The following is a 17292-nucleotide window of genomic DNA, read 5'->3' on the forward strand; positions in this document are numbered from 1 at the left end:
TATTTTATCTTTTTTGTTTAAAAATACTCAAGAAAAGTACTCCCCAAGCCATGATTAATGACAATCCTCCAATTGGCGTAATTGGACCTAAAAATTTTACATCAATTGAAAACAGGTCATTTGTAGCTAATAAATATATGGAGCCGGAAAAAAACAACACCCCAAATAAAATCAGATAAAAAATAATTTTTTTGGTTTTATCTGCAACCCAATTTGTAGTTCCTAAAAACAGTAAAAACAAGGCGTGATAAAATTGATACCGCACTCCTGTTTCAAAAGAAATCAATTGATTTTCATTCAAAACTGCCTTTAATGCATGTGCACCAAATGCTCCCAAAATAATCGCTGTACATCCAAAAAAAGTCGCTGTCAATAGAATTTTTCTTTCCATTTTCATAAAATAATGCTCAAAATTAAGGAATAAAACGGAATGCTCAAACGGAATTAACAATCTAAAATTTGTTAGGAATATAACATCTAACTACATTTGTGTGATTTTTATAAAAACAAGATGAGAAATATATTGATTATTGGTGCAGGTCGTTCTGCTTCTTCCTTAATAAAATATTTAGTAAACAAATCTGAGTCAGAGCAGTTACAGCTCACTATTGCTGATTTGTCTTTAGAATTGGCCAAGAAAAAAACCAATAATCATCCGAATGCTATTCCGATTCAATTGGACATTGCCAACATCGAACAGCGTCAAAAAGAAATTCAAAAAGCGGATATCGTTATTTCGATGCTTCCGGCACACATGCACATTGACATTGCTGAAGATTGTTTAGCCTTCAACAAACACATGGTTACGGCTTCCTATATTAGTCCGAAAATGCAAGAATTGGATGGTTTAGCCAAAGAAAAGGGCTTGATATTTATGAATGAAATTGGTTTGGATCCAGGCATTGATCACATGAGTGCCATGAAAATCATTGATGAAATCAAAGAAAAAGGCGGAAAAATGATTCAATTTGAATCGTTTTGTGGTGGATTAGTAGCTCCGGAAAGCGATACGAATTTATGGAATTATAAATTTTCTTGGAATCCTAGAAATGTGGTTTTAGCCGGACAAGGTGGCGTTTCAAAATTTATTCAAGAAGGAAAATACAAATATATTCCATACAACAAATTGTTCAGAAGAACAGAGTTTATGGAAGTAGAGGGTTACGGACGGTTTGAAGGATATGCTAACCGTGATTCTTTAAAATACAGAAGTATATATGGTTTAGACGATATTTTGACAATGTATCGCGGTACTTTACGAAGAGTGGGATATTCAAAAGCTTGGGATATGTTGGTTCAACTTGGCATGACAGATGATACCTATAGTTTAGAAAATGCTGAAAACATGAGCTACCGTGAATTTACGAACTCCTTTTTGCCTTACCACCCAACTGATTCAGTTGAATTAAAATTACGTCATTATTTAAAAATCGATCAAGACGATGTGATTTGGGATAAATTTGTTGAACTCGATTTGTTTAATTCATCCAAAAAAGCCGGTATTAAAAATGCTACACCGGCACAATATTTAGAATATATTTTAGCTGAAAAATGGGCTCTTCAACCGGAAGACAAAGACATGATTGTGATGTATCATAAATTTGGATATGAACTAAACGGTAAACAGCATCAAATTGACAGTACAATGGTGTGCATTGGTGATGACCAAACCTATACTGCTATGGCAAAAACAGTTGGATTGCCGGTTGCGATGGCTACGCTACAAATTCTAAATGGAAATATTAAAACACCCGGAGTGCAATTACCTATCAAAAAAGAAGTGTATGCTCCTATTTTAAAAGAATTAGAAACGTTTGGCGTTATTTTCAATGACAAAGAAGTTCCTTACATGGGATATAACCCAAATAACGTAGGAAGTTAAACCGTTTTACTTTTTATGTTTATTGATTTCGTCTTGTAATTGACGACCTAACTTTTGTTCTTTTTCTAGGGATTTTCGTTTGAAGTCTTCAAAATCTTCTTCCAATTTTTCAAAATTGCGTAGCGATTCATTGGTTATCGTTTTTGCACTTTTATAACGGAACAAAATAAATAGGACTAGAAATAATAATACCAAAACAATTGCCCACATAATCATACTATAACTGGATTTGGCGACAGAAATACCCAAAAAATTCATACTGTTTTGAGCGTTTTTCACTTCTTTTAATGTAGATTTTGTGGTAGCCAAAGTATCTTTTAACGATTGCAAATTTTTATCGTAAGCTAAAAAATTTCCTTTTAATTGCTCCAATTCTTTTTTAAATCGATTTACAGAATCAGTGCTATTCCTTTTCAACAAAGTAAAATATTCTTTTTTGATGACTTTATACTCTTGAAAACTATTTGATTTTTGAAAAACATAGTCAAATTGTTGATTCAAATTTCCATTGATAGAAGCAGGAAGACTATCTTTTGAAGCCGTTTGAGCATTTCCTAATACAAAAACTAGAATGAAGAAGATGGAGAAAATTCTGCTCATGACGATTATTTTTAAAGATAGTAGATGAACAAATTTAGTGGATTTTTCGTTAGCATCCTATTTAAATAAATTCGAGATTGTTTTAAAAGTTTATTTTTTTAATTAAAAATTAATAAATTAGCAAAAACTTGAATTAAAATTTTAATTTTACTTAATTTTATAAATCATGAAAGTTAACTCACTTGAAATTGAAATAGATGGATTAGACAAAGAAATCCTTCGTGATTTAATGGAAGATGCTCGGAAACCGATTTTACAAATTGCGAATCGAATTGGTATTTCCGGGGCAGCTATTCATCAACGCTTACGAAAATTGGAAGATGCAGGTGTAATTTCAGGTTCAAAATTTGTGATTAATCATAAAGTTTTGGGTTATAAAACTATGTCATTTATAGGCGTTTATCTTGACAAGGCATCCAACAATGCTGATGCAGTAAGAGAATTAAAAAAAATTCCGGAAGTCTTAGAATGTCATTACACCACCGGAAATTGGAGTATTCTTATCAAAGTAATTTGCAAAGACAATGAACACTTAATGCAGTTACTAAACAAAAAAATTCAACCTATTGATGGCGTTTCAAGAACCGAAACGTTTATTTCGTTAGAACAACAGATTGAAAGGCAGATTCAGTTGTAATTTTTTGGTTTCGGGTTTAGCTTCGCTCTGTTCGGCTTCGCCTTGAGTCAGGTTTCACGTTTAGCCTAATTTTTTTACTTCAAATAGGTCTCAATTATTCAAAAAAAATCCGTCACTTTCGTAACGGATTTTCATCAGTAATTTATTATTTAATCTCTCGAGCCAAATACTTGAAGAGCCCAGTATAACAAGGATGCTAACGCACCAATTGCCGCTACTAAGTAGGTTCTAGCCGCCCATTTTAAGGCATCTTGAGCTCCTTCATATTCTTGTTGACCTACCATATTCGCTTTTTTCAACCATGCTAATGCTCTATTACTCGCGTCATACTCAACAGGAAGTGTTATAAAACTAAATGTAGTGGCCAAAGCCATTAAAATTAAACCGGCTACAGCAATATAAAATCCGAACGCACTGCCGGAAGCTGCTCCTAAAATCAATCCTCCAATTACCAACCATTGCGACATACCGGATGAAACACTTACAACAGGTACTAATTTTGAACGCATGGTTAACCATTCATAAGCTGTTGCATGTTGAACCGCGTGCCCAACTTCGTGTGCCGCTACTGCAGCAGCAGCAGCGTTTCGTTGATTATAAACTGCTTCACTCAGATTTACTGTTTTATCTGCCGGATTATAGTGATCCGTCAATCTTCCCGGTGTTGAAATAACTTTTACATCATAAATCCCATGATCTTCTAACATCCGTTGAGCAATTTCTGCACCGCTCATACCATTACGCAATTGTACTTTAGAGTAAAAATCAAATTTTTTCTTCAATTGATTACTCACTAACCAACTCACTAAAGCAATTGCACCAATTAAAATATAATATCCTATCATTTTTTTTATTATTTATACATTTTCATCATCAAATCCTGAGCCAAAATTATAATGTGCCAGAATGACATAGTTATAAAATTACAAATCCAAACACAAAACGATTGTTTCCGTTTTCTTTTATATTATTGATTACAGAACCAAAATCTGATTTATATCTTCCCCTTGTTAAACCAAACTCATAACCTGCATTCACTTTTATTGGAAAAGATTTTTTAAACAAATAAAGCGAAAATGATGGACCGGCATAAAACATTTGATTCGTTAAACTGATGTGACCGCTATTGTTATTAGGATTCAAATCATTTAAATCAATAGTGTTTGATTTAGAAAAGATATCAATTTCATTCGTAGTAAACGCCAATGACAAACCTGTTGTAAAAGCAAATTTTTCTTTATTTACCACATTATAGTGTACTTTACTTCTAATGTCAAAGCCTACCTGCAAAATTTCTACACTATTTTGGTCAGGATTGGAATATAAAAAACCAAATTCAATATCGCCGGACATTTTTTCACCAAAAAAATCTAATCCTAAGACTAAAGAAGGAATGGTTTCGTTTAGTTCTGTAATATTTTGACTTCGAAGTTTTTTATTGAGATTAAACGCATCATTTGCCAGAACATTAAAACCGAAACTCATATTAATCTTGACTTTATCTGTGCAAGTTGAATCTTTTGGTTTAGATTCTTCTTGAGCCAAAAGTGTTCCAAAAGAGAAAAACAAAAGTGCAAAAACAGTCTTTTTCATGTAAATTAATGTTTTAAGTGTTTAAAATATAAAAGTATGAAATAATAATTTTGGTAAGCTTTACTTTAAGATTTTATTAGAAATTGTTATCAAAAAAATGCCACAAACCGAACCTAAATTCCATTTGTGGCATTCATTTTAATGGCTAGACTACCCTACCAAGTTAATAATTTTCCCCGGCACTATAATCACCTTATTTGGCGTTCTTCCTTGCAATTGAGCATGGGTTCGTTCATCTGCCATGACAATTTCTTCAATTTGTGCAGCGGTTAAATCCAATGGTAATTTGATGGTAAATCGCATTTTTCCGTTGAACGAAACCGGATATTCTTTTTCTGATTCTACTAAATATTTTTCTTCAAAAATGGGGAAAGCAACGGTAGAAATTGAACCTTCGTGACCCAATTGATTCCATAATTCTTCGGCAATATGCGGAGCATACGGCGAAACCAAAATAGCCAACGGTTCTAAAATTTTTCGGTGGTTGCATTTCAACTGAGCCAATTCGTTCACACAAATCATAAATTGCGAAACCGAAGTGTTGAATGAGAAATTCTCGATGTCTTCCGTTACTTTTTTGATGGTTTTGTGCAGTGATTTGTACATTTCTGCGGTTGGCTCATCATTAGTTACGATTAAACCATTATCATCAAAATACAAACGCCATAATTTTTTTAGGAAACCGGAAACACCGGTAATTCCGGCGGTATTCCAAGGTTTGGCTTGCTCTAACGGACCGAGGAACATTTCGTATAAACGTAAAGTGTCGGCTCCGTATTGGTTGCAAATGTCATCTGGGTTGACTACGTTAAGAAAAGATTTTGACATTTTTTCAACTTCTCTCCCAGTTTTATAAATATCTCCATTAAGGTTTACAATTGAATCAAATTGTTCTTGATAATTTTTTAATTCATTGATAGAAATTTCATCAGAAAGATTAACTAAACTAACAGGAACTCTTATATGTGCTAAAGTTGTAGAAAAGGCAAATCCACTAGTTATTTGAGACGCCTCTTTATATTTTGAATATTTTTTTTCTAACCAATTTTCAATTTCTGAAAAATCATTTTCTTTTATAAGTAACTCATATTTTTCTTTCGATAAAAGATAGAAAAATGGTCTTTCAACAGGTTCCGCCATTCTATTCAAATCAAAAGAATTTGTATTATTCTTATAGGAGAAACTAACCCAAACTCCATAAATGTAAGCACTCATCCCCAAAATCATCCCTTGATTTATTAACTTTTTAAAAGGTTCCTCAGGTGTGATGAAACCGCGGTCTTTTAGGAATTTATTCCAAAAACGGGAGTACAATAAATGTCCGGTGGCGTGTTCGCTACCACCAATATATAAATCTACATTTTCCCAATAGTTTAAGGCATCTTGGCCGGCAAATTCGTTTTCGTTGTGAGCATCCATATACCGCATCCAATACCAGGATGAACCTGCCCAACCCGGCATGGTGTTCAATTCCAACGGAAAAACTTTTACATTATCTATCAACTGACAACTGACAACCGACAACTTTTCAACATCCCACGCCCAATGCGTAGCATTTCCTAAGGGTGGTTGTCCGTCTTCGGTAGGTAAATATTTCTCTACTTCCGGTAAAATAATCGGTAAATGTTTCACCTCAATCATTTGGGGTAAACCATTGACATAATACACCGGAAACGGTTCGCCCCAATAGCGTTGGCGAGAGAAAACCGCATCACGCAAACGGTAATTGGTTTTTCCTTTTCCTTGACCAATTTGTTCTAAAGCTTCGATGGCTTTTTTAGTTCCTTCTTTATAATCCAATCCGTTTAAGAAATCGGAGTTGACCAATTCAAATCCGCCTTTTTCGGCATAAGCCGCTTCGGATATATCTTGATTAAAAATGTTTTTAATTTCAGGCATTCCTTCTTTTCCTTTGAAGAAATTAGCGAAGGCATAATCGCGTTCATCCCCACAAGGAACGGCCATTACGGCTCCGGTTCCGTATCCAGCTAACACATAATCGCCAATCCAAATCGGAATGGGTTCTTTCGTAAACGGATGTTCAGCATACGCTCCCGTAAAAACACCGGAAATGGTTTTTACATCAGCCATTCGCTCTCTTTCGGAACGTTTGGCAGTAGCTTCCACATACGCTTCGACGGCTGCTTTTTGTTCGGGAGTAGTGATTTGCGAAACCAATTCGTGCTCAGGTGCGAGGGTCATGAAAGTGACTCCGAAGATGGTGTCGGGTCGGGTGGTAAACACCTCAACCTGAAACTTGGAACTTGAAACCTGAAACTTTACAGAAGCTCCCACACTCTTCCCAATCCAATTTCGTTGTGATTCTTTGATAGATTCGCTCCAATCAATCGTATCCAAACCTTGCAATAAACGCTCAGCATAGGCAGAAATTCGCATACTCCATTGGGTCATTTTTTTACGAATTACGGGATGGCCACCACGTTCTGAAACACCGTTTACAATTTCGTCATTGGCTAAAACAGTTCCTAAAGCAGGACACCAGTTTACTTCCGTTTCGGCTAAATAGGTTAAGCGATATTGTAGAAGAATTTCTTGTTGTTTTTCGGTTGAGAAGGAATTCCATTCAGCAGCTGTAAACAGTTCGACTCCATCATCACAAACCAAATCTACATTGGCATTTCCTTCGGCTTCAAAAACTTTTACCAATTCAGAAATTGGAAATGCTTTATTGGCTTGTTTGCAATAATACGATTCAAACAATTGAATGAAAATCCATTGTGTCCATTTGTAATATTCCGGATTAGAGGTACGTACTTCTCTACTCCAATCAAATGAAAAACCGATTTTATCTAATTGTTCCCGGTAACGAGCGATATTCTCTTTGGTTGTTTTTTCCGGATGTTGTCCGGTTTGAATGGCATATTGCTCTGCCGGAAGTCCGAATGAGTCATAACCTTGCGGATGTAGCACATTAAAACCTTTGTGTCTTTTGTAACGAGCCACAATATCAGAAGCAATGTATCCCAGCGGATGTCCTACATGCAAGCCTGCTCCGGATGGATAAGGAAACATATCCAATACATAATATTTTGGTTTATCTGAATTGTTTTTTGCGGCAAAGGTTAGGTTTTTAGCCCAATTTTCTTGCCATTTGGCTTCGATTTGTTCGTGGAAGTATTTCATATTTTGAGGTGCTGAGGAACTGAGTTTCTGAGTTGCTAAGGTTTTTTAAAGGGCAAATTTACGTTTATTGTACTAAACTCAAAACTTTCATCGTTATAAACTGTGGTTTAACCAATTTCTTTTTTAATTTTACGGCTTAAACTATTTTTTATGGCATCATCATACGAAAAGTATCAAAGAAGACGACTCATTTCCTCCTATTTTTCAGTAGTATTAAGTGTTTTTTTAGTACTTTTTTTGTTGGGTTTATTGAGTTTATTTGTGATTAATTCCAAAAAATTATCCGATGATTTCAAGGAAGAAATTCCAATGTCGGTTTATTTTAAAGATGCTGCCAGCGATAGTATTTTGAAAGCTTTTGGTGAAAAACTAAAAGCTTCATCCTTTGTAAAAACCGATACTTTTGTATCCAAAGAAACGGCCGCTTCTAAACATAAAGATATTATTGGCGAGGATTTCATGCAGTTTTTAGGATTTAATCCGTTGCAAAATTCATATGATATTCATCTCAAAGCCGATTTTGTTCAAGCGGATAGCATCAAAAAAATTGAACAAGATTTCAAACAAAATAAAATGATTTCTGACATCGTTTATGATAAACATTTAGTAGATTTAGTTAACGATAATGTCAAAAAAATTACGTTTTGGATGTTAATAATTGCCGGATTTTTGGCATTAATTGCAGTGCTTTTAATCAATAGTTCCATGCGATTATCCATTTATTCTAACCGATTTATCATCAAAACCATGCAAATGGTGGGGGCGACTAAATCGTTTATTCGCAAACCTTTTATCATGCGAAGCATCAAATTAGGAATTGTAGGTGCTTTATTGGCTATAATGGGTATTGTGGGTGTATTATTTTACATCGATAGTAATTTCCCTAAATTGGGAATTTTAGAAAACCAAATAATGATTGGTGCTGTTTTATTAGGTGTATTGGTATTGGGAATCTTAATTTCCTGGTTCAGTACTTTCTTTGCTACTCAAAAATTCTTGAACCTTAGAACAGACGATTTATACTAAAAATATGAGCAATAAGAACGAACAAAAACAGGAATTTCTGTTTGAAAAAGTAAATTATAAAATTCTATTAATTGGTATTGCCATTATTACCTTAGGTTTTATTTTGATGAGTGGTGGCGGTAGTGATGACCCAAAAGTTTTTAGTGAAGCGATTTTTGATGCTAGAAGAATAAAAGTAGCACCAACAGTAGTTTTGGCCGGATTTGGCGTAGTGATTTATGCTATTTTGAAAAACCCTAAAAAGGATTAACAGATTTTTAGATTATTAGATTTTAGATAATCTGATAATCCAACAATCTTACAATCTAACAATCTACTTCCAATGGATTTATTACACGCAATACTTATCGCCATAATTGAAGGTTTAACCGAATATCTTCCGGTTTCTTCAACGGCTCACATGATTTTTACGAGTTCCTTTTTTGGGATTCAAGAAGATGATTTTGTCAAATTATTTCAAGTTTCCATTCAATTTGGAGCCATTTTAGCTGTTGTCTTTTTGTATTGGCGAAAGTTTTTTAACTTCTCTAAATTTAATTTTTATATCAAGTTGGCCGCAGCAGTGGTTCCGGCATTGGTTTTAGGAAAATTATTTGATGACAAAATAGATGCGGTTTTAGGAAATCCAATTCCGATTGCGATAGTTTTAATTTTAGGAGGTATCGTTTTACTTTTTATCGATAAAAAATTCCAAAATCCTACAGTTGTAACCGAAGAAGAAATTACCCTCAAGAAAGCGGTAACTATTGGTTTTTGGCAATGTTTAGCCATGATGCCAGGCACCAGTAGAAGTGCCGCTTCAATTATTGGTGGCATGCAACAAGGTTTAACGCGTGCTGTGGCAGCTGAGTTTTCCTTTTTCTTAGCCGTTCCAACCATGTTGGCCGTAACCGTTTATTCCTTATTCTTAAAAACGTACGAAGTAAGTCAACTTAAAGGATACGAACTCCTTTTAGAAGGGAATAATTTCAAATTCTTTTTAATTGGAAATGCCATTGCGTTTGTGGTAGCTGTTTTGGCTATCAAATTGTTTATTGAAGTCATCAAAAAATACGGTTTTAAACCGTGGGGCTATTATCGTATTATAGTAGGTGTGCTTTTATTGATTTATTTTTCTGTAAACTAATGACCAAAACACCCGAAGAAATTTTAGAAGGACAAGTGCTTTTGATTGACAAACCCTTAAAATGGTCGTCTTTTCAAGCAGTGAATAAACTCAAGTATGCTTTGATTCGAAATTTAGGTCTTTCTAAAAAATTTAAAATTGGTCATGCGGGAACACTCGATCCTTTGGCTACGGGTTTATTAATTGTTTGTACCGGAAAATTCACCAAACGCATCACCGAAATTCAAGGTCAAGCCAAAGAATATACCGGAACTTTTAAACTTGGTGCCACTACTCCATCTTATGATTTAGAAACTGAAATTGATGAAAATTTTTCAATTGATCATATTAACGAATCTTTAATCTATCAAATTTTGCCACAATTTATTGGCGAAATTGACCAAAAACCACCAGTTTTTTCAGCCATCAAAAAAGACGGTATTCGCATGTATGAACACGCTCGTGCCGGTGCTGAAGTAGAAATGCAAAGCCGAAAAACAACCATTCACGAATTTGAAATTACAAGAATAGCCTTGCCCGAAGTTGATTTTAGAGTAGTTTGCAGCAAAGGAACTTACATTCGTTCGTTGGCTCATGATTTTGGAAAAGCTCTAAATTCCGGTGCTCATTTAACAGTTTTACGACGTACAAAAATTGGTGATTATTCGGTTGAAAATGCTGTTTCACCGGAGAATTTTGAATCCAATTTATTGAAAAAATAAAAACCATTATTTTTTTCGTATCTTTACTATTCAATTAATAGCCATGAAAACATCAAAAGATAAATCTAAAAACTTAGCAACTCCAGGCAAACCAATGTCGCAGGAAGAATTTGTTTCGCTTATTAAAGAAGCGGAAGAGGGTGAATTTATGACTTTAGAAGAATCTAAACGAAAATTTAACGAATGGAGATTACAAAGAAAAAAGTAATTACTTCCACTCCGTTTGACACTATAGATTTACTTGATATTTACGAATATGGAGAAGCTACTTTTGGTCAAAAATTAGCTGAAAGTTTTATTGATGAAATTTATCGATTACTTGACAACCTCGAAACCCAATACCTACTTCATCCCGAATGTCGTCATTTGGAAACCAATACCAAAATTTACCGAAATATCATTTTAGGTTCTTATTTGATAATCTATCGCATTCGAGCAAACAAAATTGAAGTGTTACGAGCTTTTCACGGAAGTCGTTCGCCAAAAATCATCAAACAAGTTAGAAAAATAAAACCATGATTCGCAATTTACTTTCCTCTGTTTTTCTTCTAGTTACTTTTTTTGTTTTTGGACAATCAACTAAATTAAAAACCGGCGATTTATTATTTCAAAAAATGAATTGTGGCGAATTGTGTGATGCTATTCATGCCGTAACCAAAGGTTTTGATGGCAATGATTTTAGTCATTTAGGCTTAGTTGTTATCGAAAATGATTCTATTTTCATCATCGAAGCAGCCGGAAATGCCGTTCGAAAAGTAACGCTGGAACAATTCTCAAAAAACACACAAACCACGATGTTTATTGGAAGAGTAAAATCGAAATACAAAAAACTTATTCCAAAAGTGATTTCGTTTTCCAAACAGCAAATCGGAATTCCGTATGACGATGATTATCTATACGATAACGGAAAATATTATTGTTCCGAGTTGATTTATGATGCTTTTTTAAATGCTTACGGCGAACCTTTTTTTGAATTACAACCGATGACTTTCAAACAACCTGAATCGAAAGAATTTTTTCCGGCTTGGGTAGAATATTATCAAAACCAAAAAATAGAAATTCCGGAGGGTGAACTAGGTTGCAACCCTGGGGGAATTTCTACTTCTGACAAAATTAAAATAATTGGTAAGTTAAACTAATTGCTTTTCAACTTTTTCAACCAAAGCCATAATTTCATTTTGCGTACTTACGCCTTTATCATGCAAATACCACTTTTGCAATTCGGTTTTAGCCGTTTCATCTACAACACCATATTGAGCTTTGTAGTCTAAAATTAAATTTTTAGCTCCTTCCGGTCGAGGTCCCCAATCGCTCAGAACCGTTAAGGTTTCGGCATCCAAAATCAATAATTTCGGGATGGCTTTCCCGCCATTGGTTAAAAACTGATTCATCAATGCTTCGTTTTCATCACGCAATACAATTCTAAAATCAATTTTTTCTGAAAGTTCTGCCATTTTGTGGATAATGGGCACCAATTGAGCAGCATCGCCACACCATCCTTCAGAAATCACCAACCAAATGTAATGAGATTGTAAATTTTGTAATGATTGTGTAACTTCATTTGTTATTTGAATGGTTTTCTCCAAACGATTCATTCGAACTTCATTCAGTTCGCTATATTTAGTTAAGGCTTCCGATTGCTCATTTCCTGTTGATTTGCCTTCTTTCAATAAATCGGTAACTTGCTTACGATAATCAGCATAAGTAAAACTATTTGCTAAACTATTTTTAATAATCTCTTGCATGATTTTTAATTTACGGTACAAAAGTAAAATTTATTTTGCTTTCCGTTCGTAACATTCATCACATTTGAATGAAATAGCGTACTTTTGAAAGAATCAATATGGAGATTAATACAAAAAACATCGGTTTAGTTTTATCCGGCGGTGGTTCAAAAGGATTAGCCCACGCCGGTGTATTGCAATTTTTGGAAGAACAAAACATAAAGCCTAATCAAATTGCCGGTACAAGTGCCGGTTCTATTGTGGCTGCTTTGTATAGTTTTGGTATGAAACCGGATGAAATATTGAATTTTTTCCAATCGATTTATTTTTTTCATTGGAAGCATTTCACTTTTTCAAAAGCCGGAATTATTGACAGTGAATCATTTAAAAAATATTTTTACGATATTTTTGGTGATAGATTAATTGGTGATTTAAAAATTCCTATTCATATCACAGCTACTGATTTGGTAAAAGGCAAATTAAAAATATTTGATTTGAACACCAAAATAGTTGATGCGATTTTGGCTTCGAGTGCTTTTCCGGGAATTATTTCACCCTATCAAATTGAGGGTAATTTATATAGTGATGGTGGAATTTTGAATCATTTTCCCATTGACATTTTACAAGGAAGATGTGACCGTATCATTGGCGTTTATGTAAGTCCGATTCAAAAAATTGAAGCCAAAGATTTGAATTCGATTAAAGCGGTTACTTCAAGAGCTTTTGATTTATTGACCGCGAATACTACTATGCAAAAATTTACCTTATGTGATTGGGTGATAGAACCTGAAGAATTATCAAATTTTGGCACTTTTGAAACCAATAAAGCTAAAATGGAAATCATTTTTAACCATGGATATGAAGCGGCCAAAAAAACATTTCCCGAATTTCAATCGGTCATCGAAAATCGGTAAACAACTCTGATTTTTATGTGGTCAAAATCAATATTTCTTTATATTTGCACCACAAAAAAACAATTCGATGAAATATAAAAGAATACTTCTAAAATTAAGTGGTGAAGCGTTGATGGGTGAAAGACAGTATGGAATTGACCCGAAAAGACTGGCAGAATATGCTCAAGAAATCAAACAAATTCACGATTTAGGAGTGGAAATTGCCATCGTTATTGGTGGTGGAAATATATTTAGAGGTGTAGCCGGAGCAAGTAACGGAATGGACAGAGTGCAAGGTGATTATATGGGAATGTTAGCTACCGTAATCAACGGAATGGCGTTACAAGGAGCCTTGGAAGAAGCTGGAATGTTGACTCGTTTGCAAACTGCTTTAAAAATTGAAGCGATTGCAGAACCTTATATCAAGAGAAGAGCGGTTCGCCATTTAGAAAAAGGTAGAATTGTTATTTTTGGTGCGGGAACAGGGAATCCATACTTTACAACTGATACTGCAGCGGTTTTAAGAGGAGTTGAAGTGGGTGCTGATGTCATTTTAAAAGGAACCCGAGTTGACGGTGTGTACAATGCTGATCCGGAAAAAAACAAAGATGCTGTTAAATTCGATTATATTTCGTTTGAAGAAGTGTTGAGCAAAGGTTTAAATGTAATGGATACCACCGCATTTACATTAAGTCAAGAAAATAAATTACCTATTATTGTGTTTGATATGAATAAAGAAGGTAACTTGCTTAAAGTTTGCAACGGAGAAACCATTGGTACTACCGTTACGATTTAATTTGACTTTATTTTTGAATAATTGATTACGTTTTAAAAAATACTATCATGACAGAAGAAATAGATTTTATCATTGATACTGCAAAAGAACACATGAATGGTTCGATTGCTCATTTAGAAAAAGAATTTTTAAATATACGTGCCGGAAAAGCTACCCCACAAATGTTGGGTGGAGTTTTTGTTGATTATTATGGTTCGCAAACACCACTTTCGCAAGTAGCCAATATCAATGTGCCGGATGCTAGAACCATCACGGTTACACCTTGGGAAAAAAGCATGTTGCATCCTATTGAAAAAGCTATTATGATTGCCAATTTAGGCTTTAACCCTATGAATAATGGTGATAACATCATCATTTCAGTACCGCCATTAACGGAAGAACGCCGCAGAGATTTGGTAAAACAAGCCAAATCTGAAGCAGAGGATGCTAAAATCGGGATCAGAAATGCTAGAAAAGATGCCAATACCGATATTAAAAAAGAAGAAAAAAACGGTACTTCGGAAGACATTTGTAAATCTGCCGAAGAAACCATTCAAAAACTAACTGATACATTCATCAAAAAAATAGATGATATTTTAGCTGTCAAAGAAGCAGAAATCATGAAAGTATAAATCGAAATCCACTTTAAAAGTGGATTTTTTGCTTTTATAAAGTACCTTTGTTATCCGCATTATTTAAAAACATGAAACACTTCGTTTTATTCTTCCTTTTTTACTCAATTGTTGCACAAGCACAATTTAGAGTTAACGGAATTATAAAAGATGATGTAACCAAAAAACCATTGCCATTTGCCACGATTCAATCTTCATCCGGAAGAACAACTATTGCAGATGTAACCGGAAAATTTGAACTGATTACATCAACACCGGGTGAGAAAATGGTTGTTTCTTATTTGAACCGAAAAAGCAAAGAATTTATTATTGATAAAACAATTCATTTATCAATATTTTTATCGAAAACCCCAAATTTAAATCCAATTGAATTAAAGAAACAAGAAGAAGAATCAAAAGCTTTTACGCAAAAGGTTTTTTCATTAAGTAATCAAAATAATCCCAAAAAAAAGCTTTCAGACTTTCAATTTAAAGGCTACAACAAAATTGTTGTTACCGCACATGCAGACTCTATTAAAGGAAAAATTGATACGATTATCAAACACCAAAAAACAAAAATTGATTCAACCGATTTAAAATTAAAAAGATTAATAAGCAAACAACATTTTTTTGTTACTGAAAAAGTTTCTTTGTTTCAGTTTAGCAACTTAAAATTTAAAGAAACGGTCTTAGGCTCTCAAATGTCGGGTTTTAAAAGTCCGATTTATGAAATTATTGGTTTTAACCTTCAATCCTATTCTGTTTATGAACCTCGTTATGAACTGTTAGAAACTAAATATGTAAATCCGATTTCTACATCTGGATTACGCGATTATGATTTTGAATTGTTAGATACAATAACTTTTTATAATCGAAAAACGGCTTTGGTTCATTTTAAAAATAAAAAAGAAATCAATAAAAAAGGGTTAGAAGGCTTACTTTATATTGACATCGGAAATTATGCTATTGCAAAAGCCATAATGCGGGTTAGAGGTATAATCGATTTAACTGCAGTCCATGAATTTGAGTATCTATCAGACGAAAATTTATGGTTTCCATCCAGTTACGAATTAAAAATTGTGAAAGGGAAAAATGATGACCCAATAAAAATACTAGGCGGAACCATTGAATTTGAAGGAGAATACGATGAATTGGGCACCAAACGAGAAAAAAAAGCCTCCGATTTTACCTATCTTCATTCCAAAACATTCTTTTATGATCAAAAAATTAACCAATCTATTTCTATTGATAGAAATTCTGTAGCCATTGAAATTAGTGAAGAGGCTGCAAAAAAAGATACTGCATTTTGGATACAAAACAGAAAAGAATATTTTACAAAAAGAGACCGAAATACGTTTGCTGTAAAAGACAGTTTAGCCTTTTTTAAAGGAATTAATGCCAAACTTTTCTTCGGAAGAAAAATTATAAACGGTTATTTACCGGTTAAATTTTTTGATTTTGACTTGCGTTATTTAATTAGTTACAACAATTATGAAGGATTTCGATTTGGCATTGGCGGGGTGACCAACGAACGTTTTTCAAAAAAATACAAATTTGATGGTTACCTAGCTTATGGACTAAAAGATGAAGAACTAAAGTATCATATTGGTGCTGCCACTCGATTAGGTGATTTTTCTAACACATGGTTAGGTTTTTCATATACTGATGATGTTCAGGAGATTGGTAGTACAAAGTTTAATATAGACAAAAGACCATTTAAAATTTATGACCCACGCCCAATCAACGTGAGTACGTTTTACCATCATCAAACGTGGAAAGCCTCTATTGAAACCAATTTTTTACCCAAAACAGAAAGTATTTGGCAAGTTAATCACTCTCGAATTGAGCCTTTATTTGATTATGCCTTTTTTGATGGTCAAAAGTTGATTTCAAACTTTTATATGACAACGGCTTCTGTTTCCATTCAATGGAATCCTTTTAGTGATTATATGCACACTCCAAACGGAAAAATTGAAATCGAAAAAAGGTTTCCAAAATTTACGTTTCAATTTACAGAATCGCTTCCTGAAGTTTTGAATAGTGATTTTGAATTTGGTAAAATAGATTGTCGAATAGAATATGAAAAAAAATATGTCAACGGACAAAAATCTTCTTTTTTGTTTCAAGGTGGAATGGCTTTTGGAGATGTTCCTTTGACACATTTATACAATAACTCACCAAATAATTTAGACAAAGAAGCTCTTCTTCAACGCCTCACAGTAGCCGGTAAAAACAGTTTTGAAACCATGCGTTTTAATGAATTTTTTTCAAGTAGATACATCATGTTTCACTTCAAACACGGTTTTAAAAGAGTTGAATTATTCAATAAAATAAAACCTACACTTGTATTGGTTAGCCGAATGGCTTGGGGTGAAATGGAAAAACCTGAACAACATGTTGGTTTATTTTACAAAACCCTCAACGAAGGCTATTTTGAATCGGGAATTGAATTGAATCAAATTTTTAAGGGACTGGGTTTAGCCGGATTTTATCGATATGGACCCAACCAATTAAGTCGATTTGAAGACAATATCGCCATCAAAATTTCATTTAATTTAGATTTAGGATTGTAATACGATT

General features: G+C 33.8%; 19 protein-coding genes. 13 read left to right on the top strand and 6 right to left on the bottom strand.

All coding sequences use genetic code 11. From position 1 onward, the window contains the following. Positions 1-4 precede the first annotated feature (4 nt). Complete coding sequence (locus H601_RS0114385; RefSeq protein WP_026712141.1) at positions 5-391, bottom strand: DUF423 domain-containing protein; 387 nt, start codon at positions 389-391, stop codon at positions 5-7. Between the two features lie 120 nt (positions 392-511). Between H601_RS0114385 and H601_RS0114390 the strand changes: the two genes are divergently transcribed. Then, positions 512-1882, top strand: coding sequence for a saccharopine dehydrogenase family protein (locus H601_RS0114390; RefSeq protein WP_026712142.1), 1371 nt, complete (start codon positions 512-514; stop codon positions 1880-1882). A 6-nt stretch (positions 1883-1888) separates the two neighbouring features. Here the strand turns inward: H601_RS0114390 and H601_RS0114395 are convergent, their stop codons facing one another. Beyond that, positions 1889-2482, bottom strand: coding sequence for a hypothetical protein (locus H601_RS0114395; protein WP_026712143.1), 594 nt, complete (start codon positions 2480-2482; stop codon positions 1889-1891). A 166-nt stretch (positions 2483-2648) separates the two neighbouring features. Between H601_RS0114395 and H601_RS0114400 the strand changes: the two genes are divergently transcribed. Further along, entirely contained in the window at positions 2649-3119 is a 471-nt protein-coding gene (locus H601_RS0114400) for an Lrp/AsnC family transcriptional regulator (protein ID WP_026712144.1), read from the top strand. Positions 3120-3268: 149 nt separating this feature from the next. On the opposite strand, the gene H601_RS0114405 is transcribed toward H601_RS0114400, so the two are convergent. From H601_RS0114405 to H601_RS0114415, 3 genes are all read right to left on the bottom strand, one after another. Continuing rightward, entirely contained in the window at positions 3269-3964 is a 696-nt protein-coding gene (locus H601_RS0114405) for a zinc metallopeptidase (protein ID WP_026712145.1), read from the bottom strand. Positions 3965-4034: 70 nt separating this feature from the next. Next, positions 4035-4712, bottom strand: a complete 678-nt coding sequence (locus H601_RS0114410) for a hypothetical protein (protein ID WP_026712146.1) — start codon at positions 4710-4712, stop codon at positions 4035-4037. 150 nt (positions 4713-4862) lie between these two features. Further along, entirely contained in the window at positions 4863-7856 is a 2994-nt protein-coding gene (locus H601_RS0114415) for a leucine--tRNA ligase (RefSeq protein WP_026712147.1), read from the bottom strand. Positions 7857-8006: 150 nt separating this feature from the next. Between H601_RS0114415 and H601_RS0114420 the strand changes: the two genes are divergently transcribed. The 7 genes from H601_RS0114420 (at position 8007) to H601_RS0114450 (ending at position 11848) form a co-directional block, all read left to right on the top strand. Next, entirely contained in the window at positions 8007-8882 is an 876-nt protein-coding gene (locus H601_RS0114420) for a cell division protein FtsX (protein ID WP_026712148.1), read from the top strand. A 4-nt stretch (positions 8883-8886) separates the two neighbouring features. Beyond that, positions 8887-9132, top strand: coding sequence for a DUF3098 domain-containing protein (locus H601_RS0114425; protein WP_026712149.1), 246 nt, complete (start codon positions 8887-8889; stop codon positions 9130-9132). Positions 9133-9204: 72 nt separating this feature from the next. Continuing rightward, positions 9205-10008: an undecaprenyl-diphosphate phosphatase gene (locus tag H601_RS0114430; RefSeq protein ID WP_026712150.1), complete on the top strand. Its 804-nt coding sequence runs from the start codon at positions 9205-9207 to the stop codon at positions 10006-10008. Further along, complete coding sequence (truB, locus tag H601_RS0114435; RefSeq protein WP_026712151.1) at positions 10008-10709, top strand: tRNA pseudouridine(55) synthase TruB; 702 nt, start codon at positions 10008-10010, stop codon at positions 10707-10709. The genes H601_RS0114430 and truB overlap by 1 nt, the downstream gene beginning before the upstream one ends. A gap of 43 nt (positions 10710-10752) precedes the next feature. After that, positions 10753-10917: a hypothetical protein gene (locus H601_RS16570; protein ID WP_156900423.1), complete on the top strand. Its 165-nt coding sequence runs from the start codon at positions 10753-10755 to the stop codon at positions 10915-10917. Further along, positions 10893-11228, top strand: a complete 336-nt coding sequence (locus H601_RS0114445; RefSeq protein ID WP_026712152.1) for a type II toxin-antitoxin system RelE/ParE family toxin — start codon at positions 10893-10895, stop codon at positions 11226-11228. The genes H601_RS16570 and H601_RS0114445 overlap by 25 nt, the downstream gene beginning before the upstream one ends. After that, positions 11225-11848 carry a YiiX/YebB-like N1pC/P60 family cysteine hydrolase gene (locus H601_RS0114450; protein WP_051220774.1) on the top strand — a complete coding sequence of 208 codons (624 nt, stop codon included), beginning with the start codon at positions 11225-11227 and terminating at the stop codon, positions 11846-11848. Before H601_RS0114445 ends, H601_RS0114450 begins: the two co-directional genes overlap by 4 nt. On the opposite strand, the gene H601_RS0114455 is transcribed toward H601_RS0114450, so the two are convergent. After that, positions 11840-12454 (bottom strand): thioredoxin family protein, encoded by a 615-nt coding sequence (locus H601_RS0114455; protein ID WP_026712154.1) that lies wholly within the window; start codon positions 12452-12454, stop codon positions 11840-11842. The genes H601_RS0114450 and H601_RS0114455 overlap by 9 nt on opposite strands. Before the next feature lie 98 nt (positions 12455-12552). Here H601_RS0114455 and H601_RS0114460 point away from each other — a divergent pair, with 98 nt between their 5' ends. The 4 genes from H601_RS0114460 to H601_RS0114475 all read left to right on the top strand — a co-directional run bounded on the left by H601_RS0114460 (position 12553) and on the right by H601_RS0114475 (position 17285). Next, the gene (locus H601_RS0114460; RefSeq protein WP_026712155.1) at positions 12553-13347 is read left to right on the top strand and encodes a patatin-like phospholipase family protein; all 795 of its coding nucleotides are present in this window, start codon (positions 12553-12555) and stop codon (positions 13345-13347) included. A gap of 67 nt (positions 13348-13414) precedes the next feature. Continuing rightward, a complete protein-coding gene (gene pyrH, locus H601_RS0114465) occupies positions 13415-14122 on the top strand; it encodes a UMP kinase (protein ID WP_026712156.1) in 708 nt (235 codons plus the stop codon). Positions 14123-14169: 47 nt separating this feature from the next. Continuing rightward, positions 14170-14733, top strand: coding sequence for a ribosome recycling factor (gene frr / locus H601_RS0114470; protein ID WP_026712157.1), 564 nt, complete (start codon positions 14170-14172; stop codon positions 14731-14733). Positions 14734-14804: 71 nt separating this feature from the next. Further along, complete coding sequence (locus H601_RS0114475; RefSeq protein ID WP_026712158.1) at positions 14805-17285, top strand: DUF5686 family protein; 2481 nt, start codon at positions 14805-14807, stop codon at positions 17283-17285. The last annotated feature ends 7 nt before the right edge of the window (positions 17286-17292 follow it).

Source organism: Flavobacterium filum DSM 17961, assembly GCF_000425465.1.
Classification (GTDB): domain Bacteria; phylum Bacteroidota; class Bacteroidia; order Flavobacteriales; family Flavobacteriaceae; genus Flavobacterium; species Flavobacterium filum.

Coding starts and splice junctions, on each gene's coding strand:
- H601_RS0114460 (WP_026712155.1), top strand. CDS start 12,553: ATGGAGATTAATACAAAAAACATCGGTTTAGTTTTATCCGGCGGTGGT.
- pyrH (WP_026712156.1), top strand. CDS start 13,415: ATGAAATATAAAAGAATACTTCTAAAATTAAGTGGTGAAGCGTTGATG.
- H601_RS0114400 (WP_026712144.1), top strand. CDS start 2,649: ATGAAAGTTAACTCACTTGAAATTGAAATAGATGGATTAGACAAAGAA.
- H601_RS0114390 (WP_026712142.1), top strand. CDS start 512: ATGAGAAATATATTGATTATTGGTGCAGGTCGTTCTGCTTCTTCCTTA.
- H601_RS0114410 (WP_026712146.1), bottom strand. CDS start 4,712: ATGAAAAAGACTGTTTTTGCACTTTTGTTTTTCTCTTTTGGAACACTT.
- truB (WP_026712151.1), top strand. CDS start 10,008: ATGACCAAAACACCCGAAGAAATTTTAGAAGGACAAGTGCTTTTGATT.
- H601_RS0114455 (WP_026712154.1), bottom strand. CDS start 12,454: ATGCAAGAGATTATTAAAAATAGTTTAGCAAATAGTTTTACTTATGCT.
- H601_RS0114385 (WP_026712141.1), bottom strand. CDS start 391: ATGGAAAGAAAAATTCTATTGACAGCGACTTTTTTTGGATGTACAGCG.
- H601_RS0114445 (WP_026712152.1), top strand. CDS start 10,893: ATGGAGATTACAAAGAAAAAAGTAATTACTTCCACTCCGTTTGACACT.
- frr (WP_026712157.1), top strand. CDS start 14,170: ATGACAGAAGAAATAGATTTTATCATTGATACTGCAAAAGAACACATG.
- H601_RS0114395 (WP_026712143.1), bottom strand. CDS start 2,482: ATGAGCAGAATTTTCTCCATCTTCTTCATTCTAGTTTTTGTATTAGGA.
- H601_RS0114420 (WP_026712148.1), top strand. CDS start 8,007: ATGGCATCATCATACGAAAAGTATCAAAGAAGACGACTCATTTCCTCC.
- H601_RS0114425 (WP_026712149.1), top strand. CDS start 8,887: ATGAGCAATAAGAACGAACAAAAACAGGAATTTCTGTTTGAAAAAGTA.
- H601_RS16570 (WP_156900423.1), top strand. CDS start 10,753: ATGAAAACATCAAAAGATAAATCTAAAAACTTAGCAACTCCAGGCAAA.
- H601_RS0114405 (WP_026712145.1), bottom strand. CDS start 3,964: ATGATAGGATATTATATTTTAATTGGTGCAATTGCTTTAGTGAGTTGG.
- H601_RS0114430 (WP_026712150.1), top strand. CDS start 9,205: ATGGATTTATTACACGCAATACTTATCGCCATAATTGAAGGTTTAACC.
- H601_RS0114475 (WP_026712158.1), top strand. CDS start 14,805: ATGAAACACTTCGTTTTATTCTTCCTTTTTTACTCAATTGTTGCACAA.
- H601_RS0114450 (WP_051220774.1), top strand. CDS start 11,225: ATGATTCGCAATTTACTTTCCTCTGTTTTTCTTCTAGTTACTTTTTTT.
- H601_RS0114415 (WP_026712147.1), bottom strand. CDS start 7,856: ATGAAATACTTCCACGAACAAATCGAAGCCAAATGGCAAGAAAATTGG.